The following is a 19325-nucleotide window of genomic DNA, read 5'->3' as shown; positions in this document are numbered from 1 at the left end:
AAGCTTCATGCGACAGCCGAACGACTGCAATCTGTGATTGCAGGCTGGACCCCGGAGGGGTGCCGCAAGGAGCGTGTTTTGGAAAGGCCACCCCAACCCTGTGCACGCACTCAAACTAGCAGGCTTCTAAAGGCGCATAAGCCAAAACCAGCCACTTGGCGCCCTCATCAAAATTCACCTGCACCCGAGTATGGTGCCCGGTGCCCTCGGAATTCATCACGACGCCCTCGCCAAACTTGGGATGGCGTACCCGTTGCCCCAGGCTAAAGCCTGACTGCTGCGCAGAATCCTGGCTGAACATGCTCTCATTCGGACGCTCGACCATGGCCGGACGGGTGACGGTATTTCGCAGCCGCACTTCCTGCAGACAGTCGCCCGGAATCTCCCGCACAAACCGGGACAACGCGTTGAACTTTTCCTGACCGTACAAACGCCGGGATTCGGCGTAAGTGAGTACCAGCTTCTTCATGGCCCGGGTTATGCCCACGTAGGCCAATCGGCGCTCCTCCTCCATGCGACCCGGCTCTTCCAGAGACATGCCATGGGGGAACAGACCCTCTTCCACGCCGGCCAGGAACACGAGTGGGAATTCCAGGCCCTTGGCGGAGTGCAATGTCATCAGCTGAACACTGTCTTCATGGTCTTCGGCCTGAGATTCACCGGCATCCAGAGCCGCCTGGGCAATGAATTCCGACAGCGCGTCCACGCCATCCTCCACTTCGTAATCAGACAGGGCATTCACCAGTTCCTCAAGGTTCTCCACCCGGGCCTGGCCTTTCTCACCTTTTTCGCTGGCGTGATAGTCCTTCAGGCCGCTGTTTTCGATGGTCTGCTTCATCAGGCCATGTAAAGACGCATCGCCTACCATTTCGGAGAGGCCTTCAATAATGGCAATGAAAGACTGCAACCCGGTTTTGGCCCGGCCTTTCACCTGCCCGGCTTCCAGCAGACGCTCGGCGGACTCCCACAATGAGATGCTCTGCTCGGTGGCGTATTCCCGAAATTCAGCGAGACTTTTTGCGCCTATGCCGCGGGGCGGCACGTTCACCACTCGCTCAAATGCCGCATCGTCGCGGCGATACTGGACCAGCCTCAGGTACGCCAGGGCGTTTCGGATTTCCTGGCGGTCATAGAAACGCAGACCTCCATAGACCCGATATGGGATCCCCTGGCGCATCAGCGATTCTTCCAGCACCCGGGACTGGGCGTTGGAGCGATAGAGAATCGCGGATTCACTGCGCAGATTGCCGTCCTGCACCCAGGCGGAAATGCTGTCGGCAATGTAGTTGGCTTCGTCCTGTTCGTTGAACGCCGCGTAAAGGCTGATCGGTTCGCCTTCCGGACCGTCGGTCCAGAGCTCCTTGCCCAGCCGGCCCTGGTTGTTGGCGATCACCGCGTTGGCCGCCTTCAGGATCATCTGGGTGGAGCGGTAGTTCTGCTCCAGACGCACCAACCGGGCATTGGGGAAATCCCGCTGGTACTGCTGGATGTTTTCGACCTTGGCACCCCGCCAGCCGTAGATAGACTGATCGTCGTCCCCCACCACCGTCATTGGCACGCGATTGCTGGCCAGCACCTGCAGCCAGGCGTATTGAATGGTGTTGGTGTCCTGAAACTCGTCCACCAGGATATGCTGGAACCGGCTCTGGTAATGGGCCAGCAGCTCCGGGCGATGCAGCCACAGTTCATGGGATCGCAGCAACAGCTCGCCAAAATCCACCAGACCACCCTGCTGGCAGAGTTTTTCGTACTGGCGATAGATCTTCAGCATGATCGACAGGAAATGGTCGCCCGGATTCTCCTGGATATGGTCCGCCCGCAGCCCTTCGTCCTTCTGGCTACTGATAAACCACTGGGCCTGCTTCGGCGGCCACTTGCTCTCATCAATCTGGTTTTCCCGCATCACCCGCTTGATCAGCCGCAGCTGGTCGTCACTGTCCAGAACCTGGAAGTTCTCCGGCAAGCCAGCGTCTTTCCAGTGCGAGCGCAACAGACGGTGCGCGATGCCATGAAAGGTGCCAAACCAGAGGCCGCGAGCCGGAATGTCCATCATCTGCTCAATGCGGTAACGCATCTCCTTGGCGGCCTTGTTGGTAAACGTAACCGCCAGGATGCCAGTGGGCGGCACCCGATCCACGGTCATCAACCACGCAATCCGGTGCACCAGAACACGGGTTTTGCCGCTACCTGCGCCGGCCAGAACCAAGAGGTGATCGTTCTGAGCGGTAACAGCTTCACGCTGGGCATCGTTCAACGGATCGATGATGTGGGAGACGTCCATAAAGAATCGGTTCGCTACTGGTTAAATAAACAGGTTGTTGAGTATAACAGGAGAAAAGAGGGATTTCCGGGTGGGAATGTTTTGTAGTTGTTTGTCGAATTACGCTTCGCTAATCCGACCTACTCATGTCAGGCGAGAAGATTTGATAAGCGCTCATCTAATGCCAGAAAGAGCGCGGGGGAGGTTCCCCTTCAGGACTGTCTGTGGCCAAGGATGGCCACAGCCAAGCGCACATGGATGTGCTCGTAGCGTGTCCTGAAGGGGAACCTCCCCCGTGCGACACCCCCAAGAATGAGGGCTATTCTTTAGAAGCCTCTGGGTACAGTCTGAGCTTCCACGAACTCGAACAGACCTTCCAGGCCACCTTCACGGCCAATACCAGAGGCTTTCATGCCACCAAACGGCGCTTCCGGTGTCGGGCCGGTGCCGGTGTTCCAGCCGCAGTGGCCGAAACGAAGGCCAGCAGCCACGCGCTGGGCGCGTTCGGCATCGTTGGTGAACACGTAGGAGGCGAGACCGAACTCGGTGTCGTTACCAGCTTCGATGACTTCCTCTTCCGTGCGGAACAGGGCCATGGGCACCAGCGGACCGAAGGTTTCTTCCTGGTAGCAGCACATATCCCGGTTTACGCCGTGCACGACGGTCGGCGGGAAGAACAGATCGTTGCCCAGCTCTTCCGGTTTCTTGCCGGCCACCAGGGTTGCGCCTTTCTCAAGGGCATCCTGTACGTGGCGTTTGACCTTGTCGTAGCCCGCCTGGTTGATCAGGGGGCCAAGATCAACATCACCGTTGATGCCGTCACCGACGGTCATTTTGTTGACCCGCTCGGCGAGCTTCTCACCGAAGGCATCGGCCACTTTCTCATGCACGAAGATCCGGTTCGCGCAGACACAGGTCTGACCGCCGCCTCGGAACTTGTTGGCGATGAGGTTATCCGCCGCAGCGTCCAGATCGGCATCATCAAAGACGATGAACGGCGCGTTGCCGCCCAGCTCAAGGGCCAGTTTCTTGACCTGGTCCGCCGTGTCGACAATCAGCTTGCGGCCCACTTCGGTGGAGCCGGTGAAGCTGAGCATGGGTACATCCGGGCTCTCGCAGAGAACCTTCCCGATCACGCTGGCTTTGCCCATCACCAGGTTAACCATGCCGTCTGGAATGTCCGTGTGCTTGTCCATCAGGCTAAACAGGGCAATCATGGTCAGCGGCGTTTCGCTGGCCGGTTTGATCACCGACGGGCAGCCTGCCGCCAGCGCAGCCGAGAGCTTCTTGGCAATCATACCAATGGGGAAGTTCCAGGGCGTGATGAGACCGGTGACACCAATGGGCCGGTAGTGAACCGTCCAGGTGCAGTCTTTCGGCTTTTCCGGAATGGTATGGGCATCCAGGGCCTGGATATGCTTGGAGCAGTAATCAAAGAACCCTGCGGCGTAATCCACCTCACCCTGCGCCTCCTGCAGCGGTTTGCCGTGTTCCATGCACAGGATCCGGCCCACCTCCTCCTTGTTGGCCTTGAGCGCGTCCCGGATGTCTTCCAGCCACTTGCGACGGGTCTCGATGCTGTAGGGACTGGTCAGCCGAAGTGCCGACTTGCCGGAGGCAACGGCGGCGTTCACTTCGTCTTCCGACATGGACGCGACCTGGGCAATCACCTTGCCCGTTGCCGGGTTGTAAACATCAAAGGTGTTGCCATGCTCATTGTCAGTCCAGCGACCACCGATATAGCCGGTCAGCTTTTCCAGCAGGGGTGACTCGATCATCTCGGCTCCTCTTCTGTGATTGGCTCCGCCCCCGAGTGGGGCGCAGTACAGGTACTCTGGTTGCGTCAGTGTTTTATGTCTTCCATAGTGGATGTTGTATCCCGACCTGTAAAGTCAGGGGCAGGCTTTTGATCATCGCCTGAGTGTGCCTATACTCGGGAAATCAGACACCCAGGAGACCGGACAATGAAGGCATTTTTCCATCCCGCACAGGATGAGCATGTTCCACAGACCTACTTTACCCGGGGACAAATGCGCCAACCCCAGGAAATTCCTGCCCGCACTGGCGAAATGCTGGGTGGACTCAGGGAGCTGGGCATCTCTGTGCTGCAGCCGGCAGACCAGGGCGCGGGGCCTATTTCAAAAGTTCACGATCTGGGCTACCTGCGCTTTCTGGAATCTGCGCATCGGCGCTGGAAGCAGATGGATGACTGGGGCGACGAGGTTATTTCGAATATTTTCGTCCGCTCCCCGAATCACCTGACTGGCATTCTCGCCGAGGCGGCCCGCTATCAGGCCGATGGCAGCTGTCCGATCGGCGAACATACCTGGCATGCCGCGTACTGGTCTGCGCAGAGCGCGCTGGGTGCGGCCGATGCGCTGATCGCCGGCGACAGAACGTCGTACGCCGTGTGCCGTCCGCCTGGGCACCATGCCCGCCGGGATGCCGCCGGTGGTTTCTGTTACCTCAACAACGCCGCAATTGCTGCCGAGCATATGAAGGCCCGGTTCCCGAAAATCGTTATCCTGGATACCGACATGCACCACGGCCAGGGTATCCAGGAGATTTTCTACGATCGCAGCGATGTGCTGTACATCTCCATCCACGGCGATACCACCAACTTCTACCCGGTAGTCAGCGGCTTCGAGAACGAACGTGGTGAAGGGGAAGGTTTTGGCTACAACATCAACATGCCGATGCCCCATGGTTCCTCGGAAGATGACTTCTTCGCGAAACTGGACGACGCCCTTGCAGCGATCAAGCTGTTCCAGCCGGACGCCATCATTCTCGCCCTCGGGTTCGACATCTACAAGAACGATCCCCAGGCCAAGGTATCGGTATCATCGGAAGGTTTCTGCAGGCTCAGCACCCATGTGCGCCAGCTGGGACTGCCTACTCTGGTGGTGCAGGAAGGCGGATATGACCTGGACGCCCTGAGCGAGAACGTCCAGCAGTTCTTCAAAGGCCTGGCCGGCTGATATTTCAGGCCGCGGGCGCGTAAACCTTTACGTTTTCGTGCCCCTCGGCCCTGAGGTGCCCCGCATGCATGCGGCTCATGGTGCCGCGATCGCAATACAGGAGATACTGCCGGTTGGCCGGCAACTCCGGCAGCTGTTGATTCAGCTCGTAGAACGGAATCTGCAGAATTTCGTTGTTAGTCAGTTTCAGCGGTGAATGCTCCCCCTCGGAAGGGTGGCGGACATCAATGATCACGTCGTCCACGGAGGGCGTCTGCACCATTTCCACTTCCTCGGGGGTCACGGTCGTTTCCAGCAACCGATTGACCGGCGTTTCTTCCCGGGCCTCGATTGCGCTTGCAAGCACGGAAGCATCCATCCGGGATTCATCTTCCTCTACCCGGTGTAACTTGGCGCGAGTGGCCGGCTTCTGGGAAATCACACCACAGTATTCCGGCATGTTGCGGGCATAGACTTCGGTACCAATCTCCCTGGCGATGCGGATAATGGATTCCTTGTCCATGGACACCAATGGGCGCAGGACCACTTCGTCACTGGCCCGATCCACCACATTGAGGTTACTCAGGGTCTGGCTGGACACCTGGGCCACGGCATCTCCTGTCACCACCCCCGAGGCGTTGTTTTTGCGGGCAATCTCTGCTGCCGCCATCAGCATCTGACGCTTGAGCACCACGCCCCAGTGACGGTGACTCACCGAACGCATGATTTCAGCGACAACACCCTCGAAGGGCACCGATATAAACTTGGCACTGTGGGAGGCACCATAGCGATCCCACAGGTAATGCACTACCTGGCGCACACCAACCTCGTGAGCCGTGCCACCGAGGTTGAAAAACAGGAAGTGGCTGCGCAAACCCCGACGCATCATCAGGTAAGCCGCCACGGACGAATCATAGCCCCCGGAAATCAGGGTCAGCACATTTTCGACACTGCCCAGCGGATAGCCGCCCAACCCCCGGTGCTTGCGATGGGCAATATGGAACTGGTCGTCCTGGACTTCAATCCGCACCTCAACCTGTGGAGATTTCAGGTCAACCCCACTGGCACCCGATGCCTGCATAAGCGCGGCACCCACGGTGCGCTCCAGATCAATAGAGCGGAAACTGTGTTCACCGTGACGTCGGGCCCTGACGGCAAAGGTTTTGCCAGTCAACCGGTCCGCAAAGGCCTCAACAGCCTTCTCGGCAACGTCTTCCAGACTGACAAATGGAAACGCTCCGATTTCCTGGATCGTGGAAATGCCCGGTATGCGCAAAAGCAGCTCAAGGGCCGGCCCGGACAACCCGCGACCGTCTGGCACCTCCACGTCTACCCTGTCCCAGCTGCCTTCAACCCGAATCTCCGGATCAAGCCGCGCCAGCAGCTTTCGGATGTTCTGGCGCAGATGACGCATCTGCTGGCGACGGACGGGTTTACTCTTGATAGCAACTTCCGGAGCGGGACGAATAAGCAGTTTCATAAATCGGAATTTTGTCGGGTGGCGTATTGTACTGAAAGGCCTTAGTCTACCCTTTTGACTGCGTGCCTCAAAATCGGGCATTTCCGCAACATCCAGGAGTTTCACCGTTAATGCAGGAAACCACCATCAATGCCCTCGTCTCACCAGAGGGCAGCCTTGAAATTCTCTCCAATCATGAGGTCAACCGCCTCAAGGACCGCAGCGAAGGCGGGCTTTACCGGCTGTTTCGCCAATGCGCGCTGGCGGTTCTCAATACCGGCATCGAGACTGACGACTGCAAGGCATTGATGGAATCCCATGCCGACTTTGATGTCCGCCTGGTACCGCAGCCCCGGGGCCTCAAACTGGAACTGATCAATGCGCCCGGCCATGCCTTTGTTGATGGCGAAATGCTGAGGGCGATCCGCGAGCACCTGTTCTCGGTTTTACGAGACATTATCTACTCGCATTCGATCCCTCAGACAGCCGCTGGTTTTCGCCGGGATGATCCGGAGGACCTGACCAATTACGTATTCCACATTCTCCGCAACGCCCGGGTGCTGCAGGCAGGACGACAACCAGACCTCGTGGTCTGCTGGGGTGGTCACTCAATCGGCCATGATGAATACCAATACAGCAAGGATGTCGGTCATCAGTTGGGTCTCAGGGCCCTGAGCATCTGCACCGGATGTGGCCCGGGTGCCATGAAAGGACCCATGAAAGGTGCCACCATTGGCCACGCCAAGCAGCGGGTAAAGAACGGTCGCTACATCGGCATTACAGAACCCGGCATCATTGGCGCCGAAGCCCCAAACCCGATCGTCAATGAACTGGTCATCATGCCGGACATTGAAAAGCGCCTGGAAGCGTTCGTTCGCTGTGGTCACGGCGTGATTGTATTCCCGGGCGGTGTCGGCACCGCCGAGGAAATTCTCTACCTGCTCGGGATCCTGCTGCATCCGGACAATGCAGATCTGCCCTTCCCGGTGGTATTTACCGGCCGGCAGGAAAACGCGGAATACTTCGAGATGATCGACAAGTTCATCCGGAACGCCCTCGGGGATGAGGCTGCGAGCAAATACGAGATCATCATCGACGATCCGGTGCGCGTGGCCCAGACCATGAAAAAAGGAATGAAGGAGGTCGAGACGTTCCGGCGCGCGATGCAGGATGCCTATTATTTCAACTGGATGCTTAAGATCGACCCGGTGTTCCAGCTACCGTTCGAGCCCAATCACGACAACATGCGGGCGCTGGAACTGCATCGGGACCAGCCTGTGCACCTGATCGCTGCGAATTTGCGCAAGGCCTTCAGTGGCATTGTTGCCGGTAACGTCAAGGAGGGTGGTATACGGCAGGTTCAGGAAAAGGGGCCATTCGAAATCGCAGGCGACCCGACTCTGATAAAACCCTTGGAAGCCATGCTCGAGCAGTTTGTGACCCAGAACCGGATGAAACTACCGGGTTCTTCGGCCTACAGACCGAGCTATCGCATCGTCAGCGGAGCGGCCTGAGCCGCTTCGCTGACAGGGTAAGGCTTACTTGCCGCCGTCTGCCGGCAGGCTCGCGAAGTAGGCCGCCAGATTGGCAATGTCGGCGTCACTCAGGGCAGCAGCCTGCCCCTGCATAATCGCGGCCTGGCCGCCAGAGCGTTGCTTGTTCTTGTACGCCTTCAGGGCCGATACCAGGTACTGCTCGTTCTGGCCCGCCAGGTTGGGGTATGTCGGGATTTGCGCAAGACCATTCTGGCCATGGCACGCAGCACAGACTGCCGCCTTGGCCTTGCCGGCTTCGGCATCTGCGGCAGAAACTACTGCAGGCACAGCAGCGCCAAGCGCAAAAATTCCCGCAACAGCGTAGTGTTTCAGATTCATTGTTATTACCCTCTCATCGTCATTTTCCAGATTTTAAGGCCGGTTCGGAGGCCGGGCACTAAACTGACTTGCACTTATAGCACAGAGCGGGGCAACCTCAAATGCGATAGGTCAAGGACATCTTTTCGACGTTAGTCCTCTTTCCTGTTCTGGCTATTAGGGTGAAAGTACGTTCGATTCCGTATCCAAGATTGATTTAATTCTCCGGAGAAAACGCCAATGTCTGTAGAGGCCGAGGAACTTGCATGCCGCGAAGGGCACATGGGTGTTCTGACACTGAACTCCCCGGGCACTCTCAACGCGCTTTCCGAACACATGATCGAGCAGATTCAGGACATCCTGGACCGCTGGGCCAATGATGACCGAATCTGCATCGTGGTCATTCAGGGCGCCGGTGAGAGAGCCTTTTGCGCCGGCGGTGATATCCGCGAACTCTATGATGCAATTCTCGATGGGCAAGAGCCGGAGAAACCGGTACGGTTTTTCAGCCGGGAATACCGGATGGATTACAACATCCATCGCTTCCCAAAGCCCGTGCTGGGTATAGCCCACGGCGTGGTGATGGGCGGCGGTCTTGGTGTGTTCTCAGGCTGCCGGTATCGGCTGGTTACGCCCGATGTCACGCTGGCAATGCCCGAGATCACGATCGGGCTGTTTCCGGATGTGGGTGCCAGCTGGTTTCTGAAACGGCTGCCAGGAAGGCTGGGGCTTTTCATGGGGCTGACCGGCGCCCGTTTGAACGTCAGCGATACGCTGCGGGTTGGTCTCGCCGACATGGCCATCCTGCCGGAGGACCGGGATCGCCTGCTTGACCGACTGGCCTCGGAACGCTGGACCGGCCAAACCGCCGCCGATGACAATCGACTGTTCAGGTTACTCAACCAGATCCAGACACCGGATTACCGGACACTGCCACCCAGTCACCTCGCCCGGCACGAACAGCGGATTGCCAGGCTGAGCGCCGGCGATGAACTTCCGGACATCGTTGATCAACTGCTGGCAGCGGAGGTTGACTGCGACTGGTGGCATGCCTGTATGAACACGCTCAGAAACGGATGCCCGGTCTCTGCATGGCTGGTCTGGACCCAGTTACAGAAAGCGCAGCAAATGTCCCTGAAGGACGCCTTCCGCATGGAACTGGCGATGGTTTCCGAATGCATCCGCCGGCCTGATCTGGCAGAGGGAATCCGGGCTCTGGCTATCGACAAGGACCGCCAGCCAAAATGGAGTTACCCGAGCGTGGCCGATGTGCCGGAAGACGTGGTTGCGGCTCATTTCACTCCGGAGTGGGATGACGAGACGGATCCGATGGGCCTGGAGTAAGCCGGTCGGCGCTAGAACTCGGCGCCCGCCTGCACCAGCAACATTTCCAGATCCCGATTGTTGGTGGCGCGGGCAACGTCCAGTGCCGTTTGGCCGTCGCTCGCCTCGTAATTGACGTCGGCTCCGGCCGCCACCAACCGCTCCGCCGTCAGCAAATCCCCGTTGGCCACGATTTTCATCAACAGGGATTCGCCCCCCTGACTCACGTTGACGTTGGCACCGGCTGCCACCAATACCTTCACCACCGACAGATGGCCGTTTTCCGCCGCCCGCATCACGGGGGTATACCCGTACTGGTCACTGGTGTTCACATCGGCGCCGGCCGACAACAACAGCTGCACGCGCCGCTTTTCACCATTCCCGGCGGCTGAAACCAGCAGTGCATCCGCCTCGGCCAGGGCCTCGGGGCTCAGGGCAACCGGTTGGTTCGGGGAGGCGCAGGCGGACAGGAAAACAACAAGCGGAAGCAAAATCAGCAAAACACGGAAGGCGCCGGTTCCCTTGGCCATAACAAACAGTCTCTGTGGATCGCGTTGAAAGGATACGAGGGCCCATTCTGGGCAGACACCGGCGGAAATTAAATCGAGCGAGTCACAAACCCGGGCCATCCTTCAAAAGATCACGCACCACCTGTCGCAGACGATCTTCGCCTTCTCTCTGGCCCAGGCAAAGCCTGTCCGCCTGCAGCGCGGACCAGGGCCGCCCCTGAAGAACACCCTGGCACCAGACCGCAAGCGCCTCATGGCTTTTCAGCCACGCCATGATCCCCGGCACCTGACTCAGCTTCCGCAATACCGGGACAGTAACCTGAAAGCCACGATGCCCATTGGCGAAATTGCGGAGATCCCGCAAATCATCCTTGTCCAGCGTCGGCCCGGTGGGCAGATCGGCGGTTATCCCGGCCAGCAATGTTGGCTCCAGCCCCTGCCAGTTGCCGGGCAAGAGAGTAAGCCAATGATCGGCCAGGCGGTTGCGGATGCGTTCTTCCAGGTCGCGACCAGCCTGCGAAAAGCCGGCCACCATCTGCAGTGGGTATTCGCCACTGGATGCTTCCTGCTGCAAGCCAACCCTGACAACATGCAGACCGCAGGTCTGCCAAAACGCGAGCAGGTCAGCGCTGCCACCGAAGCTGGTTCCGAGGTAATCAACATCCTGCTCGGCGGCATACGCCCTGGCAGCCTGCACCATGCTTTGGCCAATGCCCGCGCGTCTGACCTCGCCTGATACTGCAATGCGGACAACCCTCAGACCCCGCAGGACCGCGGCCTCGGGATAGCCGCTGTGGCTGGCCAACGATTGCGGCAGCAGATGGCCCCGTATTCGCCGGGTACCCAGACTGACCTGCTGTGCCAGCTCATCCGGAAGGCCACCCTCAAGCGCGCACCAGAGCACACCAACCGTCTGATCGCCAATTCGCGCACGCCAGCTACGGGCGGCCGGGTCATCCAGCCACTGCCTCAGATCAGCGGGGCTGGTCCGGTAATGGGCATCCACCAGCAACCCAAAGGCACGGGACAGAGCTTCGTCACTTGCCGTTGCCGGCTCCCAGGGTTCGATGACCAGCTCGCCGGCGCTGTATTCAGTTTTCCCGGGCAAGCGACCACCGTCGGCCGCCAGCAAAAAGAGTCGGCTGATCAGGGCTTCCAGCGGATCGTTCATGGCCCAGCGTACCGGCTCGCTCAACGTTACCGACTGCCACTGGGGCGTTGATTGATCAAGGACCTGTCGAAAACGAATGGCAAAGCCCCGGCCAGCCCCTTCGTAACCATGGACCGTGGTGGCGAACGCCACTCTCGGCCAGCCGAGCAGAACCGATTTCAGCAGCGGCGCCGGAATCGCTGCTGCCTCATCCACCAGGACCACTTCGGCTTCCGGCAGCAAAGCCAGCAAGTCACGCACCGGAATAAACCTCAGGCGGCCACCGGTTCGGGAGGCGAGTATCCCCGGGCTGGCTTCGGCCAATTCGTCCCCGAGAGACTCAAGGGCGTGGCGAAAGAGGGTCTCCACATTCTGCTCCGAGGGCGCGGTAACCACGATGTCCTGCCTGCCTTGGCGCAACAATTCGGCTGCAGCCATACCCATCGCTGCAGATTTGCCACGGCCCCGGTCCGCCGTCACTATCAGCGGCCGGCGCCGTCGGCCCAGGCCAAAACGGACGAGGCGCTGAACCAATTGTTCCTGATCCCGGGTGGCGGCGATTCGAAAGCGTTTCTCAGGCAGGGGCGGAACCGGCGGCCGTGATTCCGGACGGTCGGGTGACACCCGGATGACCGCATCATCGTCGGCAAGCAGGTCGGCCATGCGGGCAGCAAACGGATGGTTCGGACCATGCTCCAGACCGGTTCTCGAGTAATCGGGATCCGCAAAGCGGGACCACTCTGCCAGCGGCGGCATCAGCCAGAACAGCAGGCCACCAGCGGTGAGCGCACCCGAGAGCGCGGCAAAGGCATCCGGAGGATTGCCGTGCCAGCCATCCCAGACGATAAGCGAGACTTCACACCCGAGCCACTTCCGGGCCCCGGGAGGCGTGACCCGGGTCAGCCGGGTATCGGGGCTATGATCCGCTGGTCCCGTCCAGAGGCCGCTCTGTATTTCCAGCCCGGGTAACAGACCGGAAAGCCACCTGAGGTTCTCTTCCCGATCACCCTCAAGCAGAACCAGTCGGCGTTCACCGTTGGCGGTGAGGCTGTCCTGCAAGGCACGCCATGCGGACGGATCCGCTTTGGCATCGGGTCCGGAATGGCTCATCAGCTAAGGTCGGCACCATGAGACTTGAGGTCGTCCAGGGCGCATTTTTCAAGGGCAGCCCGATGGGTGGCCCGCAGTCGGACCCTGGGGGCACAGCCGGCTTCAAAGGCTTCCTGCCACCGGCCGGCACACAGGCACCAGCTATCACCCGCTTTCAGGCCTTCGAAGCCGAATTCAGGCCTGGGGGTGCTGAGGTCGTTGCCCTGGGCTTTGGAGAATTCGAGGAATTCGTCGGTTACCACGGCGCAGACGGCGTGCAGGCCAAAATCATCCGGGCCGACGTTGCAGCAGCCATCGCGGTAAAAGCCGGTGATCGGGTCTTTGCCGCAGGTTTCGAGTTTTTCGCCAAGTACGTTTACCGATTCGGACATTTCCATGTTTAAGACCCTTTCGCTCTCATGTTTTGATCGCAATTATGCGGGAGCGGTATCCGCTCTACCAGCAGGCCGTTACAATACCGGCCATGCCGACCGAACCCCAAATTTCTGAGACCACCAACCTTCCGGATTTCCTCACCGATGAGCAGCGGGCGATTATCACCGCGGGCTATGAGCATTCGGTGATTACCGCCGTAGCCGGCAGTGGCAAGACGTCGACGCTGGCTTGGCGAATCCGGTATCTGCTGGAACAGGGCCACGATCCGGACCGGATGCTGGTGTTGATGTTCAACCGCAGCGCCCGGGTGGATTTCGAGCGCAAGCTGCAGGAGGTGTGCGCCCGGAGCGGGCTGGCGCTGCCAGAGATACGGACGTATCACGCCATGGGCTTGAGGTTGTACAAGAGGTTTGTTCGGGAGGGCTATCTGCCGGGGTTTTCGGACAAAATCCTGACCGAGCAGGAGATCAGCTTCCAGGCCTGGCAGTTGACCCGACGGCTGGCGCCGGAGGATCTGGCGGATGAAATCCGGCGCAACAAGAAGGATTTTGTCGAGACGGCGACGGGGTTTATTGATCTGGTAAAAACAACGCTGTCGCCGGCGGAAATCGTGTTTGAGGAACTGGGGTACTCGGACAAGCACAAATACCTCATTGACCTGTTCCACAGCTTTGAACAGTGGCGTAAGAGCCAGGGACGGATCAGCTACGCCGACATGCTGTACGAGCCGGTGATGGCGATTCACCAGAATCCGCCTTTGCAGCGGCTGGTAGGCAACAAGATGGATCTGATTCTGGTGGATGAGTACCAGGACACCAATGAGATCCAGCACCTGCTGCTGCGCTACGTGGCTGGAGACCGGGCCCGGGTGACGGTTGTTGGCGACCCGGACCAGACGATCTACGAGTTCCGGGGCGCAAAGCCCGAGTTTATTCTCAAGCGGTTCAGCGATGAGTTCGAAAGCCCGCTGGAGCAGACGCTCAGCTATACCTTTCGGTACGGCCATCGCGTCGCTTTGCTCGCCAACCATCTGATCTGCCACAACACCGGTCGCAAGGATGTGCTTTGCCATTCCCACGCTTCCACACCCGGCACGGAGATCACCCTGCATCGGTCGGAAAGCGATGCCGATACCGTTCTGCAAATTCTTCAGGGCCAATCGGAACCGGCTCTGGCAGGCACGGCCATACTGTTCCGGGTCTGGAGTCAGAGTGTCCCTATCGAGCTGAAGTTGCTGGCTCGTCAGATTCCCTACCGGATTGATGCCGGCAAGGGCGCGCTGTTCAGCCGGGAAGTTCAGGCGATCACTGCCCTTCTGATGGTGGTGACCGGGAAACTGGAAAACCTGCCGGACGAGGATCGCCTGGAGCTGGCACGGCAGTTGTTGCGCTTTCCTCATGTGGGTCTGAAAGAGCCGGAGCTGGAGCAGTTGGCGCGTTTCCTGGCAGGATTTTCCAGTGGCTGGCACGAACGTCTGCTGGCGATGGACTTCGACGCGCTGGCGCCCATGGCCGCCCGCAAGCTCAGGAAACTCGGCGAAGTGCTTGCCCAACTGCGCAGCTACGGAGGCCCGGTTGCAGGACTGATCAGTGTCTATGCCGAGCACACTGATCTTTACGAGGGCATCCGCAGCCTGGCGCTGACGCATGAGAGTGCCGAGGAACGGATCGATACGATACAAGGATTCCGGCAGTACCTTAAAAGCCTTGATGTCACAGCTGAAGGCGCCCTGGAGCACCTGAAAACCCTCAAGCAGCAGGCAGGTGAAAAACAGCAGGGTGGAGTGCTTCTCTCAACGATTCACCGCACCAAGGGTCTGGAATGGCCGACAGTTATCATTCCCGGACTGCAGGAGAAATACCTGCCGTACAGCCCCCGCCCCCAGGACAATGCCAGAGCATTTCTGGAAAGCGAGCGACGGCTGCTGTATGTGGCTATGACACGCACACGCCAGCAGCTGCACCTGATCACCCGACCGGCCAGCAAGCAACCGCACCTGGACGGCGATCTGGGCCCAAGCCGTTTCGTGGAAGAGTGCTGCTTTGAACTTGCCGAGGAATTCGGTCGCTGGCTGGATGATCGATCTCCGGCAGAAACATCAACCATTCGGTTAACTGCCCCCCTGACACCGGTCAGCCAGCGTTACGCCGACCGGGAGAGCGTCACCATTGAGGGCCAGGCAGCAACATTCGAAAACTCAACGGAACCACTCTGGCATCAAAAACGTCTTGGCCACGCGATCTTTGGTCCCGGCTCGGTGGTCGCCGAAGATGAGAATTCTTTCGAGGTACATTTCGACAACGGCGAGGTGCTTAACTTCAGTAAAAAAAGCGCGCATCTGTATTTTTCCGCTCTGGCCTGAAACGACCTCGGGGTCGTAAAGGTCAACTGGGTACAATTGCGGACGTAACAATCCGTATCATTTTTTTGTTTTTTTTGGCCTACTGGCCTAAATTCCGGGTATACAAGCACTTTTCATCTGGAAGTGCGGTACCACAACGACAATGAACAGGAGGTTCTGCATGAACGTCATGCGTCCGATTTCCGCGGCTGTACTGGCCGCTACCCTGGCAACCCCGGCCATGGCCGATCGTCAGGAAACCGTTTACATCAACCCGTTTGCCGGTTTTCAGCTGTTTGACGACAAGCGCGATCTGAGCGAAACCGGCACCTTCGGCGTTGGTGTGGAATACCGCTTCCGTCCCCACTGGTCGGTGGAAGCGCTTTACTCACGTGCCGATGCGGACCGCAAATACGTGCCGGGCGAATCGGAATTTGATGAAGTCCGGGTTGACGGTACCTACTACTTTGCAGGTCCGGACGAAGCCTGGAACCCATACGTGTCTCTGGGCGCAGGCCATGCAGACTTTGGTTCGGACAACAGTGGCGTTCGCACCGCGGGCAGCAATCATGACGAAACCCGAGTGAACGTGGGTACCGGCTTCCGCTACAACATCAACGACGCCGTATCACTGCGCGGCGACCTCCGTGAATTCCACGGCATCGATGAGAGCACCTTCGACACTCAGGTCTCTCTGGGCATCAGTTTTGCGTTTACCCGCACCGTGGCACAAGCGGCTCCGGCGCCTGCGCGCCCGGCAGATGCAGATGGTGATGGCGTGCCGGATTCACGGGACCAGTGCCCCGGCACCCCGGCAGGCGCAACCGTTGACAGCAATGGCTGCGAACCGGATTCGGATCGCGACGGCGTGGCCGACAGTCGTGACCAGTGCCCAGAAACACCGCGCGGTGCGGAAGTAAACAGCCGTGGATGTGAGCTGGACAGCGATAATGACGGCGTTGTGAATAGTCAGGATCTTTGCCCAGACACAACTGCGGGTGCTGAGGTCGACGAAACCGGCTGTGAAGGTGTCGTTGAAACCATCCAGACGTTCACCATCGAAGTGAATTTCCCGACCAACAGCTCTGTGATTGGGAACGCCTACGACAGTGAAATCAGTCGAGTTGCTGACTTCATGAAAGAAAATCCGGAAACCATCGTGGAAATTGCCGGTCACTCTGACAGCCGCGGTGATGCGGACTACAACCAGTTCCTGTCCCAGCGTCGCGCTGAAGCAGTTGCCGGCCGCCTGACCGGGCCTCTGGGTGTTGATCCGGCACGAGTGGAAGCCGTAGGTTACGGTGAGGAGCAGCCGATCGCATCCAACAACACAGCGGACGGCCGAGCTGCCAACCGCCGGGTTGAAGCGCGCATTCAGGTTCGCCGTTAATTTAAGGTTTTACCTGAGTGGTTTGAAAAGGCGCCTTCGGGCGCCTTTTTTTGTTTCTGCATAAATGCGAGGAACCGATGCTCAGAGCCATGGCACTGATCTTCACGCTCTCTGTTCTGGCAGTGCCGGCGCAGTCCCAGGTTTTTCGCTGCGAAAAAGACGGCAATACGGTGTTCTCGGACCAGCCCTGCGGCGAGGATGCTGAATCGCTTGAGCTACGGGATAACCGCATTGGCGGCAGTTTCAATCAGAATCTCCCGGTGCAGGAGTCCCCTGATCCAGAAGAACAGACCGAAGAGTCAGAACAAGAAAAAGAGGCCGGCACATGCCGTTTTATCAACTCCACCGATTTGCGTCGTTATCTGGTTCGCGAGCAGGTGGTGCGGGGCATGACCCGGGACAACGTGCGCCGTGCTTTCGGCAACCCTCCTGAAACCTACACCAGCCCCCAGGAAGTCTGGATCTACCAGACCCGCTATTACGGCGCGCTCTATGAGCTGACCTATGTGTATTTCAGGGATGGCTGTGTTGAACGGGTTGAGTACCGGAAACCCTGACCGCATCAAGCAGCAGGTTGCGGGGTGTCAGTGAACGATCGCAGAAATGCCCCAGCCTGACCCTGTACCCCTGCTCTTCCAGAAAGAGCGCGTAATCCAACACCATCCAGAGTTCCAGAGGACGCCGGAACAGATGCCTGACCAGCTCATGGCGGCGAACCTCGGCCAGCCGTTGCTCGCCAAACGCCTGCCAGTGATCAAAGTCCACCGTATCGGGTAATCGCAGCTGTTTTTTTGCCGCCGCCCAACGGCAAAAGGCGGGAAAACCTTCGTTCAAAAGGCGGGGCGGATTCGAAGGAACCGGCAGATACTCATCACACCCACTAAGTTGCCGCTGCAGACCATCAAATCCCAGGCGCCACTGGCTGACAAGGCGGGTCTGTTCTCTCACCCGCGCCGGTGCCGTCACGGTTTCCTGAACCGCAAGCCGAAGATCGTTACGGCTCGGCTGCAGCGCTTTTGGGTGATCCGCCGCCCGCTGTGAAAGCGGCCGGTAGTGTTCCATCTCGGTGAGGTGGTAGCAGCAGGGCGAGACGCTCAATCTTGGCAGCCCGGCTTCACTGCCTCGCTTCAGCAACTGTCGGTGCAGATCGCCACAAGCATGCAGTGCAACACCGTGGTGACGGCTGGGAAGCGACAAATCCTCTGCCATAACATCCTGGCAGCGGATCGACACGGGATCTCCGAACTGTTGTGCCAGTCGGTTGCCATCGCGCACCAGCTCCGGATTCCACTCGAAACCCTGTATCTCACTGGGGCAAAACGGCGCCAGCGTCCGGGACAGATGGCCCTTACCACAACACCAGTCCAGGGCGGGGTGTTCCAGCGGTGTCAGTGCCGCCGTAAAGGCGCCCGACTGCAGGCGTTTCCGACCGGGCATATCCGTGGCCCGGATTTCCGGGAGAGTCGCCTCTGATGCCTTTTCGGGTGCCGATAACAGCTCCGGCAGTTGAACCATGTCGGCGTAACGGTCTAGGGACGGCAACCATGAGGCAACCCGAGCCGCCAACTCAACCGGGCTGCCATCCAGTTGCTGGCATTCCCCATCGGTTAGTTCCGCCAGCATGGTGCCCAGTTCCGGATAACGACGCGCCCAAGCAGGCTCCGGCGTCATGAACGGCGCCGGTTGCCAGAACTCGGAATGCTGTACCAGCCAGTCGTTCAGCTGCTGCCAATGCTGGTAAAAAGATTCCGCGCCGTGGTGTAAACTCGCCGCCGGAGGTAACGTCATGCAACTGGCCTTTGTACTTGTTGAACCCAAGGTTCCGGAAAACGTCGGTGCGGCCGCCCGTGCGCTGTGCACCATGGGCTTCGGCGAGCTGTGGTTGGTCAATTCCGATCTGCACTCCCGCCCGGAAGCCCACTGGCTGGCCCATGGCAGCGACCATATCCTGGACAATGCGCGCATTTTCCCCGATCTGGCTGCGGTAAGAAACTCCGTAGACCTGCTGATGGGGACCTCCGCCAAGACCCGGCATCAGCGCCAGGATTGGCACGGCCCCTCAGATCTGCGGAAGGTTCTGGCCACGAAGGGTGCGTCCGTGGCAACCGCAGCACTGGTGTTTGGCCGGGAAGATCGCGGGCTGTCCAATGAAGAGCTGGCTCTCTGCGATCTGTTAACCGGCATCCCCATGAAGGTCACCTACCCCTCCCTGAACCTTGCCCAGTCGGTGATGCTCTACGCCTGGGAAATGTCCGGGCTTTCGGATGCCATGGATATCCGGCATGAACCTGCCGATGACAATCGTCTTGGCGCGCTCCGCGGCCGGCTCGAAACCTTACTACCGGAGCTGGACACTCCGCCGGAAGGGAAACTGTCCCAGTGGGTCTTTGAGCGGCTGCCGTTATTGTCTGATCGGGATATCGGGTTTGTTCATACGCTGTGCTCGAACATTGAGCGAAAGCTTGGCTCTAAGGCCCGCTCAGACTCTGAGAAGGCGCCGAACGGATAAGCCTTCCCGGGATACGCTGTGAATACGTCCATGTACGCTCGACGAAAACATCCATGTTTTCGACGATCCCGGGAAGGCTTATCCGTCCT

At 59.1% G+C, this 19325-nt stretch carries 15 protein-coding genes; 7 read left to right on the top strand and 8 right to left on the bottom strand.

All coding sequences use genetic code 11. The features are described 5' to 3' along the window. Window positions 1-115: 115 nt before the first annotated feature. Both uvrD and EDB94_RS11210 read right to left on the bottom strand, forming a co-directional pair. Window positions 116-2281 (bottom strand): DNA helicase II, encoded by a 2166-nt coding sequence (gene uvrD / locus EDB94_RS11215; protein WP_108018398.1) that lies wholly within the window; start codon window positions 2279-2281, stop codon window positions 116-118. A gap of 305 nt (window positions 2282-2586) precedes the next feature. Continuing rightward, the gene (locus EDB94_RS11210) at window positions 2587-4038 is read right to left on the bottom strand and encodes an NAD-dependent succinate-semialdehyde dehydrogenase (RefSeq protein ID WP_064229697.1); all 1452 of its coding nucleotides are present in this window, start codon (window positions 4036-4038) and stop codon (window positions 2587-2589) included. A 186-nt stretch (window positions 4039-4224) separates the two neighbouring features. Here EDB94_RS11210 and EDB94_RS11205 point away from each other — a divergent pair, with 186 nt between their 5' ends. After that, a complete protein-coding gene (locus tag EDB94_RS11205; protein WP_008172990.1) occupies window positions 4225-5238 on the top strand; it encodes a histone deacetylase family protein in 1014 nt (337 codons plus the stop codon). Window positions 5239-5242: 4 nt separating this feature from the next. Here the strand turns inward: EDB94_RS11205 and thiI are convergent, their stop codons facing one another. Beyond that, window positions 5243-6697 (bottom strand): tRNA uracil 4-sulfurtransferase ThiI, encoded by a 1455-nt coding sequence (thiI, locus tag EDB94_RS11200; protein ID WP_108018397.1) that lies wholly within the window; start codon window positions 6695-6697, stop codon window positions 5243-5245. A gap of 110 nt (window positions 6698-6807) precedes the next feature. On the opposite strand from thiI, the gene ppnN reads away from it, so the two are divergent. After that, window positions 6808-8190, top strand: coding sequence for a nucleotide 5'-monophosphate nucleosidase PpnN (gene ppnN, locus EDB94_RS11195; RefSeq protein ID WP_108018396.1), 1383 nt, complete (start codon window positions 6808-6810; stop codon window positions 8188-8190). Between the two features lie 24 nt (window positions 8191-8214). Here ppnN and EDB94_RS11190 read toward each other — a convergent pair whose 3' ends face one another. Beyond that, window positions 8215-8550 carry a c-type cytochrome gene (locus EDB94_RS11190; RefSeq protein ID WP_014578588.1) on the bottom strand — a complete coding sequence of 112 codons (336 nt, stop codon included), beginning with the start codon at window positions 8548-8550 and terminating at the stop codon, window positions 8215-8217. Window positions 8551-8769: 219 nt separating this feature from the next. Here EDB94_RS11190 and EDB94_RS11185 point away from each other — a divergent pair, with 219 nt between their 5' ends. After that, window positions 8770-9873 carry an enoyl-CoA hydratase/isomerase family protein gene (locus EDB94_RS11185; protein WP_008172996.1) on the top strand — a complete coding sequence of 368 codons (1104 nt, stop codon included), beginning with the start codon at window positions 8770-8772 and terminating at the stop codon, window positions 9871-9873. An 11-nt stretch (window positions 9874-9884) separates the two neighbouring features. Here the strand turns inward: EDB94_RS11185 and EDB94_RS11180 are convergent, their stop codons facing one another. The 3 genes from EDB94_RS11180 to EDB94_RS11170 form a co-directional block, all read right to left on the bottom strand. Continuing rightward, window positions 9885-10382 (bottom strand): ankyrin repeat domain-containing protein, encoded by a 498-nt coding sequence (locus EDB94_RS11180; protein WP_062785891.1) that lies wholly within the window; start codon window positions 10380-10382, stop codon window positions 9885-9887. An 82-nt stretch (window positions 10383-10464) separates the two neighbouring features. Continuing rightward, on the bottom strand, window positions 10465-12621 hold the full coding sequence (locus EDB94_RS11175) for a tRNA(Met) cytidine acetyltransferase TmcA (RefSeq protein ID WP_108018395.1): 2157 nt from the start codon (window positions 12619-12621) through the stop codon (window positions 10465-10467). Further along, window positions 12621-12998 carry a DUF2237 family protein gene (locus EDB94_RS11170; RefSeq protein ID WP_008173000.1) on the bottom strand — a complete coding sequence of 126 codons (378 nt, stop codon included), beginning with the start codon at window positions 12996-12998 and terminating at the stop codon, window positions 12621-12623. The genes EDB94_RS11175 and EDB94_RS11170 overlap by 1 nt, the downstream gene beginning before the upstream one ends. A 38-nt stretch (window positions 12999-13036) precedes the next feature. Between EDB94_RS11170 and EDB94_RS11165 the strand changes: the two genes are divergently transcribed. From EDB94_RS11165 to EDB94_RS11155, 3 genes are all read left to right on the top strand, one after another. After that, window positions 13037-15358, top strand: coding sequence for an ATP-dependent helicase (locus tag EDB94_RS11165; RefSeq protein WP_108018394.1), 2322 nt, complete (start codon window positions 13037-13039; stop codon window positions 15356-15358). Window positions 15359-15518: 160 nt separating this feature from the next. Next, window positions 15519-16727, top strand: a complete 1209-nt coding sequence (locus tag EDB94_RS11160; RefSeq protein WP_108018393.1) for an OmpA family protein — start codon at window positions 15519-15521, stop codon at window positions 16725-16727. 77 nt (window positions 16728-16804) lie between these two features. Beyond that, window positions 16805-17284, top strand: coding sequence for a DUF4124 domain-containing protein (locus EDB94_RS11155; protein WP_008173005.1), 480 nt, complete (start codon window positions 16805-16807; stop codon window positions 17282-17284). Here EDB94_RS11155 and EDB94_RS11150 read toward each other — a convergent pair. Beyond that, window positions 17241-18515: a methyltransferase gene (locus EDB94_RS11150; protein WP_108018392.1), complete on the bottom strand. Its 1275-nt coding sequence runs from the start codon at window positions 18513-18515 to the stop codon at window positions 17241-17243. The two genes, EDB94_RS11155 and EDB94_RS11150, sit on opposite strands and share 44 nt — an antisense overlap. Between EDB94_RS11150 and EDB94_RS11145 the strand changes: the two genes are divergently transcribed. Continuing rightward, the gene (locus tag EDB94_RS11145) at window positions 18514-19236 is read left to right on the top strand and encodes a tRNA/rRNA methyltransferase (RefSeq protein WP_108018391.1); all 723 of its coding nucleotides are present in this window, start codon (window positions 18514-18516) and stop codon (window positions 19234-19236) included. The genes EDB94_RS11150 and EDB94_RS11145 overlap by 2 nt on opposite strands. Window positions 19237-19325 lie beyond the last annotated feature (89 nt).

Origin of the sequence: Marinobacter sp. 3-2, assembly GCF_003751355.1 — a bacterium.
GTDB classification, from domain to species: Bacteria; Pseudomonadota; Gammaproteobacteria; order Pseudomonadales; family Oleiphilaceae; genus Marinobacter; species Marinobacter adhaerens.
This window is presented reverse-complemented; position numbering and strand designations above follow the sequence as displayed.